Below are 19,195 nucleotides of genomic sequence, written 5' to 3'. Positions count from 1 at the left end.
GTGTCCTTATTCCTGATCCAGGTCGGCGCTTTTCTGCGCGATGGCCATGGCCGTGAGGATTTTTCTGTAGCCAGTGAATTCGTTGCGCGCATGCACGCTGAGGATGTTGTCCAGCAGGACCACGTCGCCCTTCTCCCAGGCGAACTCGACCATCACGTCGCGATAGATGCCTTGCAGGTGACGGATGACGTCGTCGGGAATGGCCGTGCCGTCACCGAAGAAGGTGTTTTGCGGCAGGTCCAGCGGGCCGAATTCACGCAGCAGGTTGTCGCGAATGCTGTCCGGCAGGGTCAGCGCGTTGAAGAAGGTGCCGTGGTTGAACCAGATGCGTTCGCCGGTCAGCGGATGGCGCACGATCGCCGGGCCGTTTTGCCGGGTGCGCAGGCGATTGCCCGACTTCCACTCCGCCTGAATGCCGATTCTGGCGCAGTAGGCTTCGACTTCTGCGCGGTCCTCGCTCTGGAACACGGTCTGCCACGGCAGCCCCATGCCGTCGCCGTAGTTGCGCACGTACATGATGCGTTTACGCTGAAACTCCTCACGCACGGCCGGGTCGATTCGCGCGAGGATTTCGCGGGTATCGCCGAACGGGGTTTCGCCGCCGGTGGTCGAGGGCGTGTCACAGTAGAAGTACAGGTGACGCGGGAACACCGGCGAATAGGAATGCTCGTTGTGCGGGAAGATTTTCTCCGCTGCCGGGTAGTCGGTGGAGCTGTAGATCTTGAACTGGCCGGTGATCTGGGTCCGTGGCGAAGCGCGGAACAGGTACTCCAGGGCACCGTCGGAAATCGCCGCCACGCAGCGGTTGAACTCGGCAATGTCGGCCACCTGGAAGCCACGGAACAGGATCACTGCGTGGGCCAGCAGCTTGCTTTCGATCAGTGCGCGATTCTCCGTCGCCCACTCCACCAGGCTGACGCCGGGCACCGCCGGGCGGCACACCAGGGGCATGCTGGCACCGTCGAACATCGGCGCAAAACTCACCAGCCGGGTCGGGTCGGTGGACAGGCTTTTGCGTGCACCGCGACCGATTTTGGGAATGGACTTGGTGGTTGAAACAGTCATAAACCCCTCCAGAAAATGATGACGGCGGCGCCCGATTGGCGCCGCCGCAATGAATCAGTCCGCGGTGCTTTGCGTTGCCGGCGTGCCGCGACGGCGCTTGATCGCCATGCGCCCGCCCAGCAACGCCTTGCGTTGTTCGTTCAGGCGCGCATCGGCGCGGCGCTGCACATCGGTGGCCAGGTCCAGCAATTGGCTGACCGTCAGCTCGTCGGCGCGCAACAACGCTTGCAGTACCGCCTCGATTTGTTCGAACAGGCTTTGCAGCGTGCTCGGCAAGTACTGCCCGGCGGGTGTTTCGAAACTCAGGTGAATGTGTTCAGCCTCGTTGTAGAACGCAGCGACCATGCCGATCTCGGCGGCTTGCCGGCCCGACGGGAAGTCCTCGACCAGCAGGCCGTCCATGGAAGGCAAACGACCGACGCCTTCCTGGTAGATCAACTTGATGTCGAACAACGGCGACCGCCCGGCCCGACGCGGCAGCCGCAACGCTTCCACCAGTCGCTCGAACGGCAGGTCCTGATGGTCCGAAGCCTCCAGAACCGCGCGGCGACAGGCTTGCAGCAGTTGCCCGGCAGCCTCGTCAGCGTTCACCTCCACTTGCAGCACTAATTGGTTAACGAAGAAGCCGACCATTTGTTCAAGCTCAACTTGATTTCGGTTGGCGATATCGGTGCCGATGCGCACACGACTGACCTCGGTGCGCTGACGCAACACCAGGGTGAAGCCGGCCAATAGCACCATGAACAGCGACAATCCACGCTGTTGAGCGAAGTCGCGCAACTGCTGACTCAAGGTCGCGTTCAAGGTGAAATGGTGGCTGGCACCTTCCTGCGCCTGACGCTGATCGCCGTCGCCCGGCAGCTCCAGCACGGCTTGCGGCTGGCCAAGGCGCGCCTGCCAGTAATCGAGCTGACGCTGCAGCTCGCCGCCCTGCTCCAGCCACTGGCGCTGCCATCTGGCGAAGTCGGCGTATTGCACGACCTGTTCCGGCAACGGCGCGACGCCGCCCCGGTTGAGGGTCGGATACAAGGTTACGAACTCATTGATCAGAATCCGGAACGACCAGTCATCTGCCGCGACGTGGTGCACCGTCAGCAACAACACATGCTCCTGATCCGCTACCAGCAACACCCGCACCCGCAGCAACGGGCCATGGCGCAAATCGAACGGCCGGGCGACTTCTTCTCGGGCCAGTTGCGCGGCTTCGGCGTCCGGGTCTGGCAAATGCCGCAGGTCGCTGGCAACGAAACTCAACGGCAGTTCAGTGTGTACCCGCTGCCAGGCGTGACCGTCTTTCTCATGGAACGTGGTGCGTAACACAGCGTGGCGTTGCACCAGGGTTTCAAAGGTTTGCTGCAACGCCGACAGGTTCAACTCGCCGCGCAACCGCAAGGCGCCGGGCATGTTGTACATCGAGCTGTCGGGCTCAAGGTTCCAGAGGAACCACAACCGCTGCTGGGCAAAGGACAACGGCTGGCGTTCGCCGGAAGGCTCCGCCACCAGCGCCGGGCGTTCGCAGACGTGCCGCAGGCCTTGCACCTGAGCGGCGAAATCCTGCAGGCGCGGGTGTTCGAACAGGCTGCGCAAACTCACCGACAGGCCCAGGCGCTGGCGAATCTGCGAGACGATCTGCGTGGCCAGCAACGAATGCCCGCCCAGCTCGAAGAAGCTGTTTTCGCGATCGACACGGGTGACGTGCAACACCTGCTGCCAGATCTGCGCCAGCTCGATTTCCAGCTCGCCTTGCGGTGCGGTGCCGGCCGCCGTTTCCCAGACCTCAGGCGCAGGGAGCGCGGCGCGGTCGAGTTTGCCGTTGCGGTTGAGCGGCAATGCGCTCATCACCACCAGTTGCGCCGGCAGCATGTAGTCCGGCAGACGCTCGCCCAAAGCCTGGCGCACGGTTTCGGTGAGCTGACGCGAGTCGGCGTCCGACAACGTTGGCACGACGTAGCCGATCAACTGCTTGCCACCGATGCCTTCCTGCACCAGCACCACCGCTTCGCTGATCATCGGCAAGCCTTGCAGGTGCGCTTCCAGTTCACCGAGCTCGACGCGGAAACCACGGATTTTCACCTGGTGATCGATGCGTCCCAGGTATTCCAGCGCGCCGTCTTCGCGATACCGCGCCAGGTCGCCGCTGCGGTACAAACGTGCGCCGGGCGTGGTGGAAAACGGATCGGCGATGAAGCGCTCGGCACTCAGTCCCGGACGCTGGTGATAGTGCTGGGCAATGCCGGCGTCACCGCCGATGCACAACTCGCCCACGCAACCGGTGGGCAGTAGATGGCCCTCGGTATCCAGCACGTACAAGGCCCGACCGGGCGACGCGCGGCCAATCGGCACGCCGATCAGGTTTTGCGTGTCAGCCAAGGTGCACAGGTGCGTGCTGGAGACCACGGTGGCCTCGGTCGGCCCGTAGGTGTTGAGCAGGCGCACATCACCAAGACCGGCGGCATGCCAGAGCTTCAGGCCTTCCAGCGACATGGCTTCGCCACCGACGTGGACCTGACGCAGCCGACCTTTGTCGCGCTGAGGCTGCGCCGCCCATTCCTGGGCCAGCAAATACCAGTACGCTGCAGGCAAGTCCGCCAGGGTCACGCCCTGTTCGATGATTTGCCGGTACAAGGTGTCGGTATCCCACAGTTCATCACCGCGCAACACCAGCGCCGCGCCCACGCACAGGGGCGGGTAGCACTGTTCGACAAAGCCGTCGAAGCTGAACGTGGCGAATTGCAGCACGCGGTCATCGGCGCTGAGTTGCGAATAGTCCGCCGCAATCACGCAGAATTCGCGCAACGCGGCGTGGGCCAGGCACACGCCTTTCGGCCGGCCGGTGGAGCCGGAGGTGTAAATCAGGTACGCGAGGTCTTCGGCGCAGGCGAGGTTGACCGGGTTGCTCGTGGAGTAGCCGGCCAGCGACGCCGCCGTCAGTGCCAGACGCGGCAGGCCTTCGGGCAATGCGACATCCGCCAGCAGTTCCGGTTGCGCCAACAGCAGGTCCATCCCGCTGTCTTCGATCATGTAGGCCAGGCGTTCGGCCGGGTAGTCCGGGTCCAGCGGTACATAACCGGCGCCGGACTTGAGGATCGCCATGAGGCTGACGATCATCTGCGCATTACGCCGCACCGACAGGCCGACCCGCTGCCCCGGCGCCACACCGTGCTCGCGCAGGCGATGGGCAAGCTGGTTGGCCTGAGCGTTGAGCTGTGCATAAGTCAGTCGCTCTTCGCCGACGATCACGGCCAATGCGTCGGGGGTGCGTGCGGCTTGTTGCTCGAAGCGTTGATGCGCCAGCAATGGACTGTCCAGCAGCGGCGCGGCGGGACGCGAGCCGAGCAACCCCTGGGCTTTTTGCTTGGCATCCAGAAGGCTCACGGCCCCCAGAACCTGTTGCGGCTGTGCGACGAATTGCTCCAGCACCTGCAGCAGGTTCGCGCCCAGCCGCTCGATCTGCACGGCGCTGAACAAGGCCTGATCGAAACTGAATTCCAGGCGCAGGCTGGCGCCGACTTCGATGCCGAGGGTCAGCGGGTAACTGGTGATTTCGTGATTGCGCAATGCGCTGAAGGTCAGTCCCGCCGGCGCGCCTTGCTTCAGCGCTTCGGCCACCGGGAAGTTTTCAAACACCAGCAGACTGTCGAACAGCGCGCTGCCCTGCTGTCCGGCCCAGCCCTGGATGTCGTAGAGCGGCACATGCTCGAACTCACGCAAGCTCAGGTTCAGCGCTTGCAGCTCGCTGAGCCATTGGCTGACCGGCTGCGTCGAGTACGGCGTAGCAATGATCGGCAAGGTGTTGATGAACAGGCCCAACTGTTGTTCGATGCCCGGCAACGGCGCGGATCGCCCGGCAATCGTCGCGCCGAACGCCACGCACGCTTGACCGGTGTAGCGCTGCAACAGCAGACCCCACGCGCCCTGCAACAAGGTGTTGAGAGTGATCTTCTGATGCCGGGCAAACTCGGTCAGACGCTGCATGGCGGCGCTTTCCAGCGTCAGGTGATGCTCGCCCATGCCGCGCCCCTCGACCGGCGTCGGCAAGGCTTGCGCCAGCAGCGTCGGCGTCTCGAGGGCAGCCAGCGCCTGTTTCCAGAACTGTTCGCCCGCCGCCAGTGGCTGTTGCTGAATCCAGCCCAGGTAGTCGCGGTATTGCCCCAGGGGTTTGGCCAGTGCCTGCCCGGCGTAATGCTGAATCACTTCGCCGAGCAACTGCGCGTTGCTCCAGCCGTCCATGAGGATGTGATGACTGGTGTAGATCAGGTGCCACGCGTCGCTGCCCTGACGCACCAGCATCAGGCGCAGCAGCGGCGCGGCGCTGAGTTCGAAACCACGGCTGCGCTGTTCGGCGGCCAGCGCATCGAGGTCGATATCGGCGGCCTCGATCACCTGCAATTGCAGGTCGATCTGACGATGAATGACCTGATGCGCAGACTCCAGACCCAACCAATGGAAGCTGCTGCGCAAAATGTCGTGGCGGTTGATCGCCGCTTGCCATGCCCGACCGAACGCCGCCAAGTCCAGCCCCTGAATATCGAGGCGCAGTTGATTGATATAGGCCTCAGCCTGTGGCTCATACAAGGTGTGGAACAACATGCCCTGCTGCATCGGTGTTAGCGGATACATGTCCTCGATGGCCGGGGCCGCGACAGGCAACGCGTCCAGCTGCGCCTGGTTGATCCGTGCCAGCGGGAAGTCCGATGGCATGACCTGCCCCGTCGGGGTTGCACAGCAATGTTCGATCAGCGCGGTGAGTTCTTCGGTGTAGGCATCGGCCAGTTGCTGAACGGTGCTGTCGGCAAACATGTCGCGACTGAAGCCCCATTGCAACGAGAGTTGACCGCCATAGACCTGGCTTTCCAGGGTCAGCCAGTTGGCCAGCGGCGCATCGTCACCCTGGGCATGACCGCCGCTTTCCAGCGCCGGTTCAAACAGCGCGCCCTCATCGAACTGACGGTCGAACTGGCCGAGGTAGTTGAAGGTGATCCGTGGTGCCGGCAATCCTTGCAAGGACTGACGCTGAGCCGGCTCGCCGAGGTAGCGCAGCAACCCGTAGCCGAGACCTTTATCGGGGATGGCGCGCAGTTGTTCCTTGATCGTCTTGATCGCGTTCGCCGTTTCCGCGTGAGGTTGCAGGCGTACCGGAAACAAACTGGTGAACCAGCCTACGGTGCGCGTCAGGTCGAGGGCGTCGAACAGGTCTTCACGGCCATGGCCTTCGAGCTGGATCAGCGTCGAGTGATGCCCGGTCCAACGGCAAATCACCCGCGCCAGCGCCGTCAGCAGCAAGTCATTGACCTGGGTGCGATAGGCCGCCGGGGCTGTTTGCAGCAGCTGCCGCGTCAACCCGGCGTCGAGCTTCGATTCGATCTTGTGGCCGTGGCGTTGTTGCACGCTACCCAGCGGGTTTTCACAGGGCAGGTCGCGGGCATCGGCGTATTGCGCCTGCCAGTACGGCAGTTGCTGATCCAGGGTGCGGGCATGCTCTTGCAGGTGTCCGGCCCAGTGTTGATAGGCGCTGGTTTTCTCGGGCAACGTCGCGGCGCTGCCAGCGGCCAATTGGGCGTAGGCCTGCTGGAGGTCTTCGAGCAGAACCCGCCACGACACGCCGTCCACCGCCAAATGGTGGATCGCCAGCAACAGGCGTTGCGTGCCGTCCTCGAGGCTGACCAGCAACGGGCGCAGCAACGGCCCATCGGCCAGATCAAGGCTGCGTTGCGCTTCGTCGCACAGCGCCGACAACGCCTCGCTCGAGGACGCCTGCCGCTGCCACAGTTCCGCCGTTTCGACGGGCGATCCGTGGCACTGCTGCCAGCCATCGACACCCTGGGTGAAACGCAGGCGCAAGGCATCGTGATGGTTGATCACCGCGACCAGCGCGGCTTCAAGGGCTTGAGGGTTCAGCGCTTCGCGCGGCGTCAGCAGCAAGGACTGGTTCCAGTGTTGCGGCTGCGCGATGGCTTGCTCGAAAAAGTAATGTTGCGCCGGGGTCAGCAGCACCTCGCCGCTGACCGGCCCTTGATCGATGGAACTGCGATTGTCGAACGCCGCCACCAGCGCCAGGCTGCGCACCGTCTGGTACTGGAACAGGTCGCGTGGACTGAGGCGGATGCCGGCCTGACGGGCGCGGCTGACCACTTGAATGGAGATAATCGAGTCGCCGCCCAGCTCGAAGAAGTTGTCTTCGAGTCCCACGCGCTCCAGACCCAACACGTCCTGCCAGATCTGCGCCAGCGCCGTCTGCATGGCATCTTGCGGCGCGACGAACGCGTGTTGCGGCGACGCGTCCGGCTGCGGCAAGGCCTTGCGGTCCAGTTTGCCGTTGGCGGTCACTGGCAGGGCATCCAGTGGCATCAGGTAGGTCGGCACCATGTATTCCGGCAAGCTGCTCAGCAGCCAGGCCTTGAGGGTTTCCGGCCACTGCGGCTCGACGTTTTCCAGCACCGCGTACGCCACCAGATGCTTGCCGCCCTGCACCAGGACCACGGCTTCGCGCACCAGCGGATGCTGCATCAGGCGGGTTTCGATTTCCCCCAGCTCGATACGCAGGCCGCGCAACTTCACTTGATGGTCGAGGCGGCCGAGGTATTCGATCACGCCGTCGGCGCGCTGGCGCACCCGGTCGCCGGTGCGGTACAGGCGTGCGCCATCATGGAACGGGCACGGTACAAAACGCTCGGCCGTCAGGCCCGGCCGGCGGTGATAACTGCGCGCAAGACCCGCGCCGCCCAGGTACAACTCCCCCGCTACACCCGCCGGCACCGGCAGCAACTGTGCGTCCAGAACATGGGTGCGCAGGTTGGCAATCGGCCGGCCGATCGGCACGCTGTCGGCGCCTTCATCAACGCAGGTCCAGTGGGTCACGTCGATGGCCGCTTCGGTCGGACCGTACAGGTTGTACAGCCCGGCGCCCGGCAGCTTGGCGAACACCTGAAGTTGAGCGTCCAGTGGCAAGGCTTCACCGCTGCAGGCGATGCGTTTGAGGCTGGCACAGGCTTCAACGCCCGGCTCGTGGATAAACGCCTGAAGCATCGACGGCACAAAGTGCAAGGTGCTGATGCCGAACTCGCCGATGAGGCGGATCAACCGCGCCGGTTCGCGATGCGCCCCCGGCGGCGCCACCACCAGACGGGCGCCAGTCATCAGCGGCCAAAAGAACTCCCAGACCGACACGTCGAAACTGAACGGGGTTTTCTGCAACACCGAGTCGCTGCCGTCCAGCCCGTACGCCTGTTGCATCCAGCACAAACGATTGACCAGCGCCGCATGGCTGTTCCCGGCGCCCTTGGGCTTGCCGGTTGAGCCGGAGGTGTAAATCACGTAGGCCAGGTTCAAAGGATGCACCGACACCGACGGGCAGGTTTCGCGGTAACCGTCCAGCCAAGCCTCGTCCTGATCCAGTGCAATGACCTTGATGCCCTCGGTCGGCAGCGTACCGACCAGAGCGCTTTGGGTCAGCAACACGCCAATCGCACTGTCTTCGATCATGTAGGCCAGGCGCTCCGCCGGATATTCCGGGTCGAGCGGCACGTAGGCGCCGCCGGCCTTGAGAATCGCCAACAGGCCGATGACCATTTCCAGCGAACGCTCGACGGCGATCCCCACCAGCACATCGGGACCGACACCCTGCTCGCGCAGGTAGTGGGCCAATTGATTGGTGCGCGCATTGAGCTGTGCATAAGTCAGCTGGCGATTGCCAAACACCAGCGCGGGCGCCTCGGGCGTGCGCAAGGCCTGGGCGTGGATCAATTCGTGAACGCACTGCTCGACGGGATAAGTTTCGGCGGTGCGGTTCCAGTCATGCACCAGCACCTGCTGTTCCTCCGCCGCCAGCATCGGCAGCTCGCCGACCCGCTGATTCGAATCGACCACCATCGCCTGCAACAGGCGCGTCCAGTGCTGCGCCATGCGCGCGATGGTCGGTGCGTCGAACAAGTCGCTGGCGTAGGTCAGTGCGGCGTGCAGCTTGCCGCTCTTTTCATAGGTGTCGAGGGTCAGGTCGAACTGCGTGGTGCGCCCTTCCCACTCGATTGCGCCCAACACCAGACCGGAGGCGGTGCTGATGCTGGACATGTCCGCGACTTGCGGCTGGTGGTTGTACATCACCTGGAACAGCGGCGTGTGGCTGAGGCTGCGTTCCAGTTTCAGCGCTTCGACCAGACGCTCGAACGGCAGGTCCTGATGGGCCTGGGCGCCGAGGGCGGTCTCCTTGATGGCGCGCAACAAATCGTCGACGCGGGTCTGGCCGTCAAGCTGTGTGCGCAGCACCTGAGTGTTGACGAAGAAGCCGATCAGGCCTTCGATTTCCGCTCGGTTGCGGTTGGCAATCGGCACGCCGACACGGAGGTCGGTTTGCCCGGTGTAGCGATGCAGCAGCACGTTGAACGCACCGAGCAACAGCATGAACAGGGTGATGTTGTGTTTCTGCGCGGTGGCGCGCAGTTGCTCGGCCAGTTGCGGGTCGACAGCGAACTCGTAACGAGTGCCGCGATAGCTCGGCATCGCCGGGCGCGAGTGATCGGTGGGCAGTTCCAGCACCGGGTGTTCGTCGCCGAGTTGCGCCTGCCAGTAATCCAGTTGACGCGCCTGTTCACCCGCCTCCAGCCAGCGGCGTTGCCACAAGGCGTAGTCGCTGTACTGGATCGGCAACGGCGCGAGTTGCGGTTGTGCACCGGCCTCGAAGGCGTCGTAGCAGCGGATGAACTCATCAATCAGCACGTTCATCGACCAACCATCAGAAACGATGTGGTGCAGGGTCAGCAGCAGGACATGTTCCTGTTCGGCGAGTTTGAGCAAGGTCACGCGCAGCAACGGACCGACCGAAAGATCGAAGGGCAACACCGATTGCTGCTCCGCCGCCTGAGCGACGGCACGTTCGCGCTCAGTGGCCGGCAATGCGCTGAAATCCACCTGCTTGATGACCAGCGGCGCGCTGGCCGGCACTTGCAGCAAGGAGTCGTCGGCCTGACGCTGGAACACCGTGCGCAGGGTTTCGTGACGCTCCACAAGACTGGCAAAGGCCTGTTCCAGCGCAGGCAGGTTCAACCGCCCGGTCAGACGCACCGCGCCCGGCAGGTTGTAGGCGCCACTTTGCGCGTCCAGTTGCCAGAGAAACCACATGCGTTGCTGGGCGTACGACAACGCCTGGCGATCCTCGGCCTCGACGCCGGCAGGAATCGGGAACCGGGCGAAATCAATGCCTTCCTTTTGCAAGGCCGCAAGGAACATCTGGCGCTTTTCCAGGGGCAACCCGATAAACCGGCGAGCAAGTTTCAAGGAGTCTTCAGCATTCATTTCTAAGCATCCGGATCAGTGGCGGGAAGCACAAAGGCACGTCGTCCCTATAAAACGAATGCAGACCGGAAAAATTAGCGAATGAGAACAAGTATCAGCGGAGGCGGATCGCGGGATGTCAGGTTGCGGCAAATCAAATGTAGGAGCGGGTTTGCTCGCGAAAGCGTCGGGTCAGCCAACATCAATGTTGAATGATGAACCGCTTTCGCGAGCAAGCCCGCTCCCAAATCTGGCCGTGTCAGGCAGTGGCAGCCATGGCGTGCCGGCGATGGTGAACATCGAGCTGGTCCTTGATCACCCGCAACACCTTGGCTTCGTGCTCATGGATGAAGAAGTGACCACCGGCCAGCATGTCCACGGAGAAGCTGCCGTGGGTTTCCCTGCTCCAGCCGATCAGCTGTTCGGTGGTCGCGCGATCAGCCTTGCCGCCAAGCACGTGCACCGGGCATTTCAGCAACGGACGCTGGATCGGCTCGAAGCGTCCGCACAGCAGGAAGTCTGCACGCAGGATCGGCAGCGTCAGGCTCATCAGCTCTTCATTGGCCAACACTTCTTCACTGGTGCCATTGAGGGTGCGCAGTTGCTCGATCAGCTCGGCATCGGTTTTCGGATCGGCAAAACCCTGGTCGTAGTCGGCCCGCATCGTCGGCGCGGCGGTGCCTGAAGCGAACAGCGCCACCGGCTCAGGGCAACCCAGCGAGCGAAAGGCGTGGGCCATTTCGCAGGCCAGCAAAGCGCCGAGACTGTGGCCGAACAGGGCGTACGGCGCCTTGAGCGTGGCTTTCTGTTCCTGGGCGAGTTGCAGCGCCAGGTGCCGCATGTCGGTGTGCAAGGGCTCGCCGAACCGCGCGCCGCGCCCCGGCAGTTCCACCGGTTGCAGCTTGAGCCACTCCGGCAGTTTGCGCCGCCAGCGGCTGTAGACCATGGCGCTCGCGCCTGAATAGGGCAGGCACAGCAATGTCAGCTGGGTCACCGGGCTTACCTCGAAAAGTTGTCTGTAAAGAGAACGGATGAGCGCCGCGGGGAATTAGGTGGATACTGAATTGTGGCGAGGGAGCTTGCTCCCGCTGGGCTGCGAAGCGGCCCCAGAACCAGCCGCCTCTGTATGTCAGGTAACACTTGGCTGAGGGATTTACGACGGCTTCGCCGCCGAGCGGGAGCAAGCTCCCTCGCCACAGAATGGGTGAATGAATTACTTGAGGTGACGGAAACTTTGGATTGCGGAACCGAGGACGACAGCCCCCGCCACGATTGCCACCCAGAACCCGCTGCGCGCACCGAACGCATCCACCAGCCACCCTGAACTGGCCGCGCCAATCGCCACGCCAATGCTCAACCCGGTGACCAGCCAGGTCAGCCCTTCGGTGAGTTTGGCCGGCGGCACGATGCGCTCCACCAAGGCCATCGCCACAATCAGCGTCGGGGCAAAAAACAGCCCGGAAACGAATACCGCCAGCGACAACCCGAGAATATTGCTCGCCAGCAACAACGGCAACGTAGTCACCGCCGTCGCCACCCCGCCATACAGAAACAATCGCGGCAACGGCACTTTCGAGCGCAACGCCCCGAACGCCAGCCCGGCCAGGCACGAGCCGATGGCATACACCGACAACACAATGCTCGCCGCCGCCGGTTGGCCCTGTTGCTGGGCGAACGCCACGCTGACCACATCGACCACGCCGACAATGGTGCCCATGGCAACCATCAACAGCATCAGCAATTGAATCTCGGCGGAACGAATGATCGAGCCCTGATGGTGTTCTTCATGGGGATGAATCGCCGGCTCCGTGTCCCGTTGCAGGACAAACGCCGTGACGCCAATCGCCAGCATCAGCAACGCCGCCAACGGCCCCGCTTCGGGGAACGCCACCACGCACAGGCCCACTGACAGTGGCGGTCCGACAATGAAGCAGACTTCGTCGAGCACCGATTCCAGGGCGTACGCGGTCTGCAATTGTGGCTGGCCGCGATAGACCTCGGTCCAGCGCGCCCGCACCATCGCCGACATGCTCGGCATGCAACCGGCCAGCGCGGCGAACAAAAACAACGTCCAGTTCGGCGCCTGCAAACGCGTGCACAGCAACACCAGCAGCAATGCCCCGCCACCGATCAGCGCTGACACCGGCAAGATCCGGCGTTGCCCGAAACGGTCCACCAGACGCGAAACCTGTGGCGCGCAAAACGCCGTCGCGAGGGCAAACGTCGCCGCCACCGCACCGGCCAGCCCGTAACCACCTTGCAACTGGGAGAGCATGGTGATCAGGCCGATACCGGTCATGGAAATCGGCATGCGCGCGATCATCCCGGCCAGCACGAAAGCCCGGCTGCCTGGAGCTTTGAACAGTTCGCGGTAGGGGTTGGCCATGGTTCGGCTCTCGATAAGGGCCTGCAAGTTGCCATAAGGCGGGTGAAGGGGAAAGGGTCGAATTGTTGGTTGAATGTGAAGGCTGCGATCTTTTGATCTTGCTGCTGAACTCTCCACCACCCAGACCAGTCTGCTGATTAAGCCCACATCTCAAGGCGCTAACCTTCCGGAGGCATGAGCCTTGATCCGGAGTTTCGCAGCAATGGCTGATCATCATCCCGAACGACAAAGCGCTATCGACGCCCACGGCATCATTGGCGACATGCGCAGCGCGGCATTGGTCAACGAAAAGGGCAGCGTGGATTTTTTCTGCTGGCCGGAATTCGACAGCCCGTCGATCTTCTGCTCGTTGCTGGACACGCCCGAGGCCGGCATTTTCCAACTGGCACCTTACCTGGCCGATGCCCGCCGCGAGCAGATCTACCTGCCCGACACCAACGTGCTGCAAACCCGCTGGCTCAGCGACAGCGCGGTGGTCGAAGTCACTGACCTGCTGCCCATCGGCGATAGCGAAGATGATCTGCCGGTGCTGATGCGCCGGGTTCGGGTGGTCAGCGGCCAGGCGACGTTTTACATGCGCTGCGCCGTGAGGCATGACTATGCTCGCGCCAAAACCCGCGCGCACCTGGACGAAAAGGACGTGGTATTCGAGGCAGCCGATCAACCGTCCATGCGCCTGTCTTCGGATCAGGTGTTGCGTATCGACGGCAACACGGCGGTGGCCGAATTCACGCTGGAACAGGGCCAGGGTGCGCAATTCCTGCTGGGCGGCGTCGACGATCCCCGCTTCAAGGACGGGGCCGCAGACTTGTGCATGGAGCGCACACTGAAGTTCTGGCGCGACTGGGCCGGCCAGTCCAACTACCGCGGTCGCTGGCGGGAAATGGTCAACCGCTCAGCCCTCGCGCTGAAGCTTTTGACCTCACGCAAACACGGCGCAATCCTCGCCGCCGCCACGTTCGGCCTGCCGGAAACGCCGGGCGGTGAACGCAACTGGGATTACCGTTACACCTGGATCCGCGACGCCTCGTTCACGGTCTATGCCTTCATGCGCCTGGGGTTTGTCCAGGAGGCCAACGATTACATGCGCTGGCTGCGCGGGCGGGTCAGCGACTGCCACGGAAAACCGATGAAACTCAACATTCTCTACGCCATCGATGGCCGTCAGGAACTGCCGGAAACCGAACTCTCGCACCTCAGCGGCCATGGCGGGGCCACGCCGGTTCGCATCGGCAATCAGGCTTACGACCAGATCCAGCTCGACATCTTCGGCGAGCTGATGGATGCGGTGTACCTGGTCAACAAGTACGGCGACGCCATCTCCCATGAAGGCTGGAAACACGCGGTGGACGTGGTCGATCAGGTCTGCGAAATCTGGCAGCAAAAAGACGTCGGCATCTGGGAAATGCGCGGCGAGCAGCATCATTTCCTGCACTCTCGATTGATGTGCTGGGTCGCGCTGGACCGGGCGATCCGCCTCGCCTCGAAACGCTCCCTGCCCGCCCCGTTTGCCCGCTGGGACCAGACCCGTCAGGCGATCTACGTCGACATCTGGGAAAATTTCTGGAACGAAGAGCGCGGGCATTTCGTCCAGCACATCGGCGGCACCGCGTTGGATGGTTCGATGTTGCTGATGCCGCTGGTGCGCTTTGTCAGCGCGAAAGATCCGCGGTGGTTATCGACCCTCGAAGCCATCCAGAAAACCCTGGTACGCGACGGCATGGTCTATCGCTACCGCAACGAAGACAGTCAGATCGACGGCCTCACCGGCACCGAAGGCGCCTTCGCTGCGTGTTCGTTCTGGTATGTCGAATGCCTGGCCCGGGCCGGCCAGGTGGAAAAGGCGCACCTGGAGTTTGAACAATTGCTGCGGTACGCCAATCCGCTGGGGTTGTACGCCGAAGAGTTCGACAGCCATGCGCGGCATCTGGGCAATACACCACAAGCGCTGACGCACCTGGCGCTGATCAGCGCGGCGAGTTTTCTGGACCGGAAACTGAGTGGGGAAAAAAACTACTGGCAACCGTGAGACCGAGACGCTTTGCTGATCCCACCCATCATCTGTGGCGAGGGAGCTTGCTCCCGTTGGGCGGCGAAGCAGCCCCAAAACCATCCCACTCGGTACATCAGGTGAAACGTAACCACAGGGTTTACGACAACTTCGTCGCCGCACGGGAGCAAGCTCCCTCGCCACAGGTTTCGTGAAGGGAAAAGTCCTACGCTTCATAAACAAGACCCGCCGCCAACTCCCGAAATACCTTGTTGCCAGCCGCTACATCCCCACCTACCATCGACCGTCAACGGGCACAGCGGAGCTGTCCAACAAAACCCGAATTCAAGGAACCCGAATGACCCAGCGTATCCACCGCAGCATCGACACCCCACTCCGATCCGGCCTGAACCGCGACGAACTGTGGGAAGGCCCCGACAAAGGCCTGATCAAATGCTGGGAAATCGGCCGCCAACGCGCCGCCCGCTTCCCCGAACTCGCCCAACAATGCCGCGCCGGCGAACTGCCGGTGCTGGGCTGGAAAGGTGGTGTCAGCCGCAGCCTGAAGAAACTCGAAAAGTACGGCTCCCTCAAATACCTTGCTCAATGGCAGGGTTTGCGCGGGGAAGATCTGGAGGTTGACCTGGATGAAGAACGAGCATTGACGTGCTCGCGGACCGGGATGGTGGTGACGTTTACGCCGGATCGGGCGAAATATATCAATCAGGTGGCGGAAGCCGAAACTTGAGCCTCCACTGTGTGGCGAGGGAGCTTGCTCCCGTTCGACTGCGCAGCAGTCGCAAAGATTGGCGCGAAAACGCCAGGCGCAACGATCAGAGCGTCACCGAATCTACTTCAGAACTCACCGAAAACCGCTCGCGATAGGCTTGCGGCGTCACGCCCATGGCGCGCAGAAAACTGCGGCGCAGCGTCTCTTCGCTACCAAACCCGCACTGCACGGCGACCCGTTTTATCGGCACACCGGTATCACTGAGTAACCGCCGCGCCGTCTCGACCCGAATCAGTTCGATGGCCCGCGCAGGCGTCTGACCGGTGTCGGCGCGGTAGTGGCGGACGAAGCTGCGTTCGCTCATGCCGGCCTGTAGCGCCAGGGTGGGAATGCCCAGATCCATGCTGAGGTGTTCGCTGATCCAGGCGTGAAGGTCGTCGAATCGGCTGCCTTCTTTTTGCAAGGACAGGGTGACGCTGAACTGCGACTGACCGCCCGGACGTTTAAGGAAAACCACCAACTGCTGCGCCACTTCCAGCGCCATGTTACGACCCAGGTCTTCTTCGACCATGGCCAGCGCGAGGTCGATGCCAGCCGTGACCCCGGCCGAAGTCCACACCGGGCCGTCATTGATGAAAATCGGATTGGGCTCGACCCGCAGCCGTGGATGCCTCTGCGCCAGCTGATCGCAACGGGTCCAGTGCGTGACCACCCGACGGCCATCGAGCCAGCCACTGGCCGCCAGTAAAAACGCCCCGGTGCACACCGATGCCACCCGACGGCATCTCGCCGCATGCTCATGCACCCAGGCCACCAGTGCCGCATCCTCCGCTGCCGCGTAAACGCCCCAGCCGCCGGCAATGATCAAGGTATCGCTGCCTTGTGCGGGCAACGGGTCGGCCAACAACGCCAGCCCCGCCGACGACATCACCGCCCCGCCGCCGCTGGCAATTACTGTCGGTGCATAAGGCGGCGGCAAACCTTTCTGGCGGGCAATATCGTTGGCAGAGGCGAACACCTGCAGTGGCCCGGTAACGTCGAGCAGTTGCACATTGGCGAACGCGAGCACATGAATGGTCTTGGGCATGTTTGGCGTAATTCGTGGGGTAATTGGCGTATGCGCCAAATCCTACGAGCCTAGAGTGAAGCCGTCCACCCACTTCACGAGAAAAACACCATGACGCTGCAGATCGGTTTTCTGTTGTTCCCGCAGGTTCAGCAACTGGACCTGACCGGCCCTTATGACGTGCTGGCCTCGTTGCCGGACGTGAAGGTGCATTTGATCTGGAAGGACTTGATGCCAGTCACCGCCAGCACCGGCCTGGTGCTGAAACCCACCGTCACCTTCGACGATTGCCCGGCACTGGATGTGATCTGCATTCCCGGCGGCAGCGGTGTCGGGCCGTTGATGGAAGATGAAAAAACATTGGCATTCATCAAGGCTCAGGCGGCCCATGCCCGGTATGTCACTTCGGTGTGCACGGGAGCGTTGGTGCTGGGTGCTGCGGGCCTGCTCAAGGGTAAACACGCGACCACTCATTGGGCGTATCACCAATTGCTCGCGCCATTGGGTGCGATTCCGGTGAAGGATCGGGTGGTGCGCGATGGCAATCTGTTGACCGGTGGCGGGATCACCGCGGGCATCGATTTCGCGCTGACATTGGCCGCTGAATTGTTCGATAAGGACACGGCGCAGCTGGTGCAGTTGCAGCTGGAATATGCTCCGGCGCCGCCATTTGCTTCGGGCTGTCCTGAGACCGCTCCGGTCAGCGTGCTGGAGGAGGCGCGGAAACGGGCTGCCGGGTCGTTGAAATTGCGCTCGGAAATCACCGAGCGTGTTGCGGCGAAGCTCGATCAGGTGTCAGTACGCTGATCCATTCCTCGGTGCAGCCAGCGTCCGGCTCCACCGAGGACTTTCCATCGCCCACAAAAAAACCCGCCTAAGCGGGTTTCTCAAGACCATTTCGACATCCTGTCAGCAGCCATCCAGGCTTATGGTCGATCATCCGTGATCCTGAGTGCATCCTGCGACTCAGTTGATGGATCCAGATTAACGACATTGTTGAAGCGTAAACAGACGACATACCCGCGCTCTGGTGTAAGCCATTGACCATTCAGGACCCGAGTCCGCACAGTGTGGCGCGGGGGACTGTGTGGCGAGGGAGCTTGCTCCCGCTGGGTCGCGAAGCGAGCCCAAAAGCTTTGCGACTGCTTCGCAGGCGAGCGGGAGCACGCTCCCTCGCCACACAGGCTCGCTCGCACAAAGACATGGTCATCTTTTCAGCAGGCGAAAAAAAACCCGCCGAAGCGGGTTTTTCCCAAGACCATGTCGACTCCCTGTCGATAGCGTTCCTTGCTGATGGCCGATCATCCTTGATCCCGAAGCACTTCCTGTGTTCCGGTTGATGAGGCTAGATTACGCATCGGATCCAATCTGCAACAGGCGACATCGTTGCCACTGCGTGTAAGACATTCGCCATACCGCCCCTTCCGTAAACCCTTAGACGCCTCAGGCGTCGAGCCTGAAAGCCTTGAATTCAGGGGCCCGCGGGCCATTACTCTGGCTGATGCTCGCGAGCCTTGGTGTTGATCTTCAGAAATTCTTCGATGTTGTTCATCTGCTCATCCCAACCACGGCTGTCCATACGGAACGCCTTGAGCCGCCGCGACTGGGGAATGTGATCGAAGCCGGACTCGGTGACCTTGAGCAAGGTGCCGTTATCCATGTCTTCAAGCTCGAAGAGCACCAGGGTGGTGGGCTCCTGGGAGTAGTCGACTTCGGGCTTCACGGCATACGGGTGCCAGCGAAACGAAAACACGCGTTCCGGCTCGACTCGCTCCACCAGGACATTCCACAGCAAATGCTCATAACCTGGGTAGGTAATCTGTCCCTGAGTCCATTCGCCGGCGACAAAACGCTTGCCTTCCAGTGCCACGCCAAACCACTGCCCGAACGCTTCGGCGTTGGCCAGCACGCGCCAGACCTGCGAACGCGGCACTTTAAGCAGGATCTTCCTTTCGATGCGATCTGATGCTGGGTTCATAAGTCACCTCCTGTACTTAACAGTAGGCCTGTAAGACCACAAGACCAACCTTAAAGTTGTATCAATCGGGTTTCTCAATCAACCCTGCCTGAAATATTCAGGCCGCACATCCGCACCGGAGTTCGGGGTTGAGAACGACAGAAGTGATACAGGCGCAAGGACATCCAAGCGTGCGCAGATCACTTACTAAGGGCTCCAGCGCCACCGCAAGCGAATGAGGCTTCGCTACACTGCACCTCACTTTTCCAGTCACAGCGAGAATCCCCATGCACCCACGCTTGCTTCTGGCGCTGACGCCATTGCTGTTCACCACCATTGCCCATGCCGTCGATTGCGACAACGCCACCGACCAGGCCACGATGAATCAATGTGCGGCGCAGCAGAACAAGGCGGCGGACAAGGAGTTGAATGCGCTTTACCGGCAGATCACCGAGCGCTTGAAGGACCATCCCGACAGCAAGAAGCTGTTGATAGGCGCGCAGCGGGCATGGATCGGGTTTCGGGATGCCGAGTGCAAGTTTTCGGCGTCCGGGGTTGAGGGCGGGAGTGTCTATCCGTTGATTTACAGCAATTGCATCACGGACCTGACCAAGGCGCGGGTTGAGGCTTTCAAGATTTACTTGAAGTGTCAGGAGGGGGATCTGAGTTGTCCGGTGCCTGGGGTTTGAGGATCTGGTGCCTGTCAGGGCCTCATCGCGGACAAGTCGGATCGC

The 19,195-nt window shown here is 62.2% G+C and carries 10 protein-coding genes; 4 read left to right on the top strand and 6 right to left on the bottom strand.

Annotated features, from left to right (window positions below; genetic code table 11):
• Nucleotides 1-6: 6 nt before the first annotated feature.
• From ACM6IQ_RS14765 to ACM6IQ_RS14750, 4 genes are all read right to left on the bottom strand, one after another.
• Nucleotides 7-1,065 (bottom strand): TauD/TfdA family dioxygenase, encoded by a 1,059-nt coding sequence (locus ACM6IQ_RS14765; RefSeq protein ID WP_414879169.1) that lies wholly within the window; start codon nucleotides 1,063-1,065, stop codon nucleotides 7-9.
• Nucleotides 1,066-1,119: 54 nt separating this feature from the next.
• Nucleotides 1,120-10,353: an amino acid adenylation domain-containing protein gene (locus ACM6IQ_RS14760; RefSeq protein ID WP_414879168.1), complete on the bottom strand. Its 9,234-nt coding sequence runs from the start codon at nucleotides 10,351-10,353 to the stop codon at nucleotides 1,120-1,122.
• A 238-nt stretch (nucleotides 10,354-10,591) separates the two neighbouring features.
• Nucleotides 10,592-11,326 carry a thioesterase II family protein gene (locus ACM6IQ_RS14755; protein WP_017337589.1) on the bottom strand — a complete coding sequence of 245 codons (735 nt, stop codon included), beginning with the start codon at nucleotides 11,324-11,326 and terminating at the stop codon, nucleotides 10,592-10,594.
• A 219-nt stretch (nucleotides 11,327-11,545) separates the two neighbouring features.
• Nucleotides 11,546-12,718 (bottom strand): MFS transporter, encoded by a 1,173-nt coding sequence (locus ACM6IQ_RS14750; protein WP_017337588.1) that lies wholly within the window; start codon nucleotides 12,716-12,718, stop codon nucleotides 11,546-11,548.
• A gap of 202 nt (nucleotides 12,719-12,920) precedes the next feature.
• On the opposite strand from ACM6IQ_RS14750, the gene ACM6IQ_RS14745 reads away from it, so the two are divergent.
• A complete protein-coding gene (locus ACM6IQ_RS14745) occupies nucleotides 12,921-14,747 on the top strand; it encodes a glycoside hydrolase family 15 protein (protein ID WP_414879167.1) in 1,827 nt (608 codons plus the stop codon).
• 319 nt (nucleotides 14,748-15,066) lie between these two features.
• Nucleotides 15,067-15,456 carry a hypothetical protein gene (locus tag ACM6IQ_RS14740; RefSeq protein WP_017337586.1) on the top strand — a complete coding sequence of 130 codons (390 nt, stop codon included), beginning with the start codon at nucleotides 15,067-15,069 and terminating at the stop codon, nucleotides 15,454-15,456.
• An 85-nt stretch (nucleotides 15,457-15,541) separates the two neighbouring features.
• Here the strand turns inward: ACM6IQ_RS14740 and ACM6IQ_RS14735 are convergent, their stop codons facing one another.
• Nucleotides 15,542-16,525 (bottom strand): GlxA family transcriptional regulator, encoded by a 984-nt coding sequence (locus tag ACM6IQ_RS14735; RefSeq protein WP_414879166.1) that lies wholly within the window; start codon nucleotides 16,523-16,525, stop codon nucleotides 15,542-15,544.
• A 90-nt stretch (nucleotides 16,526-16,615) separates the two neighbouring features.
• On the opposite strand from ACM6IQ_RS14735, the gene inhA reads away from it, so the two are divergent.
• Nucleotides 16,616-17,311: an isonitrile hydratase gene (inhA, locus tag ACM6IQ_RS14730; RefSeq protein ID WP_017337584.1), complete on the top strand. Its 696-nt coding sequence runs from the start codon at nucleotides 16,616-16,618 to the stop codon at nucleotides 17,309-17,311.
• A gap of 682 nt (nucleotides 17,312-17,993) precedes the next feature.
• Here inhA and ACM6IQ_RS14725 read toward each other — a convergent pair.
• On the bottom strand, nucleotides 17,994-18,482 hold the full coding sequence (locus ACM6IQ_RS14725; RefSeq protein ID WP_017339910.1) for an SRPBCC family protein: 489 nt from the start codon (nucleotides 18,480-18,482) through the stop codon (nucleotides 17,994-17,996).
• A gap of 266 nt (nucleotides 18,483-18,748) precedes the next feature.
• Between ACM6IQ_RS14725 and ACM6IQ_RS14720 the strand changes: the two genes are divergently transcribed.
• On the top strand, nucleotides 18,749-19,150 hold the full coding sequence (locus tag ACM6IQ_RS14720) for a lysozyme inhibitor LprI family protein (RefSeq protein ID WP_414879165.1): 402 nt from the start codon (nucleotides 18,749-18,751) through the stop codon (nucleotides 19,148-19,150).
• The last annotated feature ends 45 nt before the right edge of the window (nucleotides 19,151-19,195 follow it).

Source organism: Pseudomonas sp. IT-P100 (assembly GCF_949767185.1).
In the GTDB taxonomy this organism is placed as follows: Bacteria; Pseudomonadota; Gammaproteobacteria; order Pseudomonadales; family Pseudomonadaceae; genus Aquipseudomonas; species Aquipseudomonas fluorescens_B.
The sequence above is the reverse complement of the archived record's forward strand: the minus strand, read 5'-3'. Positions and strand labels throughout refer to the sequence as shown.

Coding starts and splice junctions, on each gene's coding strand:
- ACM6IQ_RS14760 (WP_414879168.1), bottom strand. CDS start 10,353: ATGAATGCTGAAGACTCCTTGAAACTTGCTCGCCGGTTTATCGGGTTG.
- ACM6IQ_RS14745 (WP_414879167.1), top strand. CDS start 12,921: ATGGCTGATCATCATCCCGAACGACAAAGCGCTATCGACGCCCACGGC.
- ACM6IQ_RS14765 (WP_414879169.1), bottom strand. CDS start 1,065: ATGACTGTTTCAACCACCAAGTCCATTCCCAAAATCGGTCGCGGTGCA.
- ACM6IQ_RS14735 (WP_414879166.1), bottom strand. CDS start 16,525: ATGCCCAAGACCATTCATGTGCTCGCGTTCGCCAATGTGCAACTGCTC.
- ACM6IQ_RS14725 (WP_017339910.1), bottom strand. CDS start 18,482: ATGAACCCAGCATCAGATCGCATCGAAAGGAAGATCCTGCTTAAAGTG.
- ACM6IQ_RS14720 (WP_414879165.1), top strand. CDS start 18,749: ATGCACCCACGCTTGCTTCTGGCGCTGACGCCATTGCTGTTCACCACC.
- ACM6IQ_RS14740 (WP_017337586.1), top strand. CDS start 15,067: ATGACCCAGCGTATCCACCGCAGCATCGACACCCCACTCCGATCCGGC.
- ACM6IQ_RS14750 (WP_017337588.1), bottom strand. CDS start 12,718: ATGGCCAACCCCTACCGCGAACTGTTCAAAGCTCCAGGCAGCCGGGCT.
- inhA (WP_017337584.1), top strand. CDS start 16,616: ATGACGCTGCAGATCGGTTTTCTGTTGTTCCCGCAGGTTCAGCAACTG.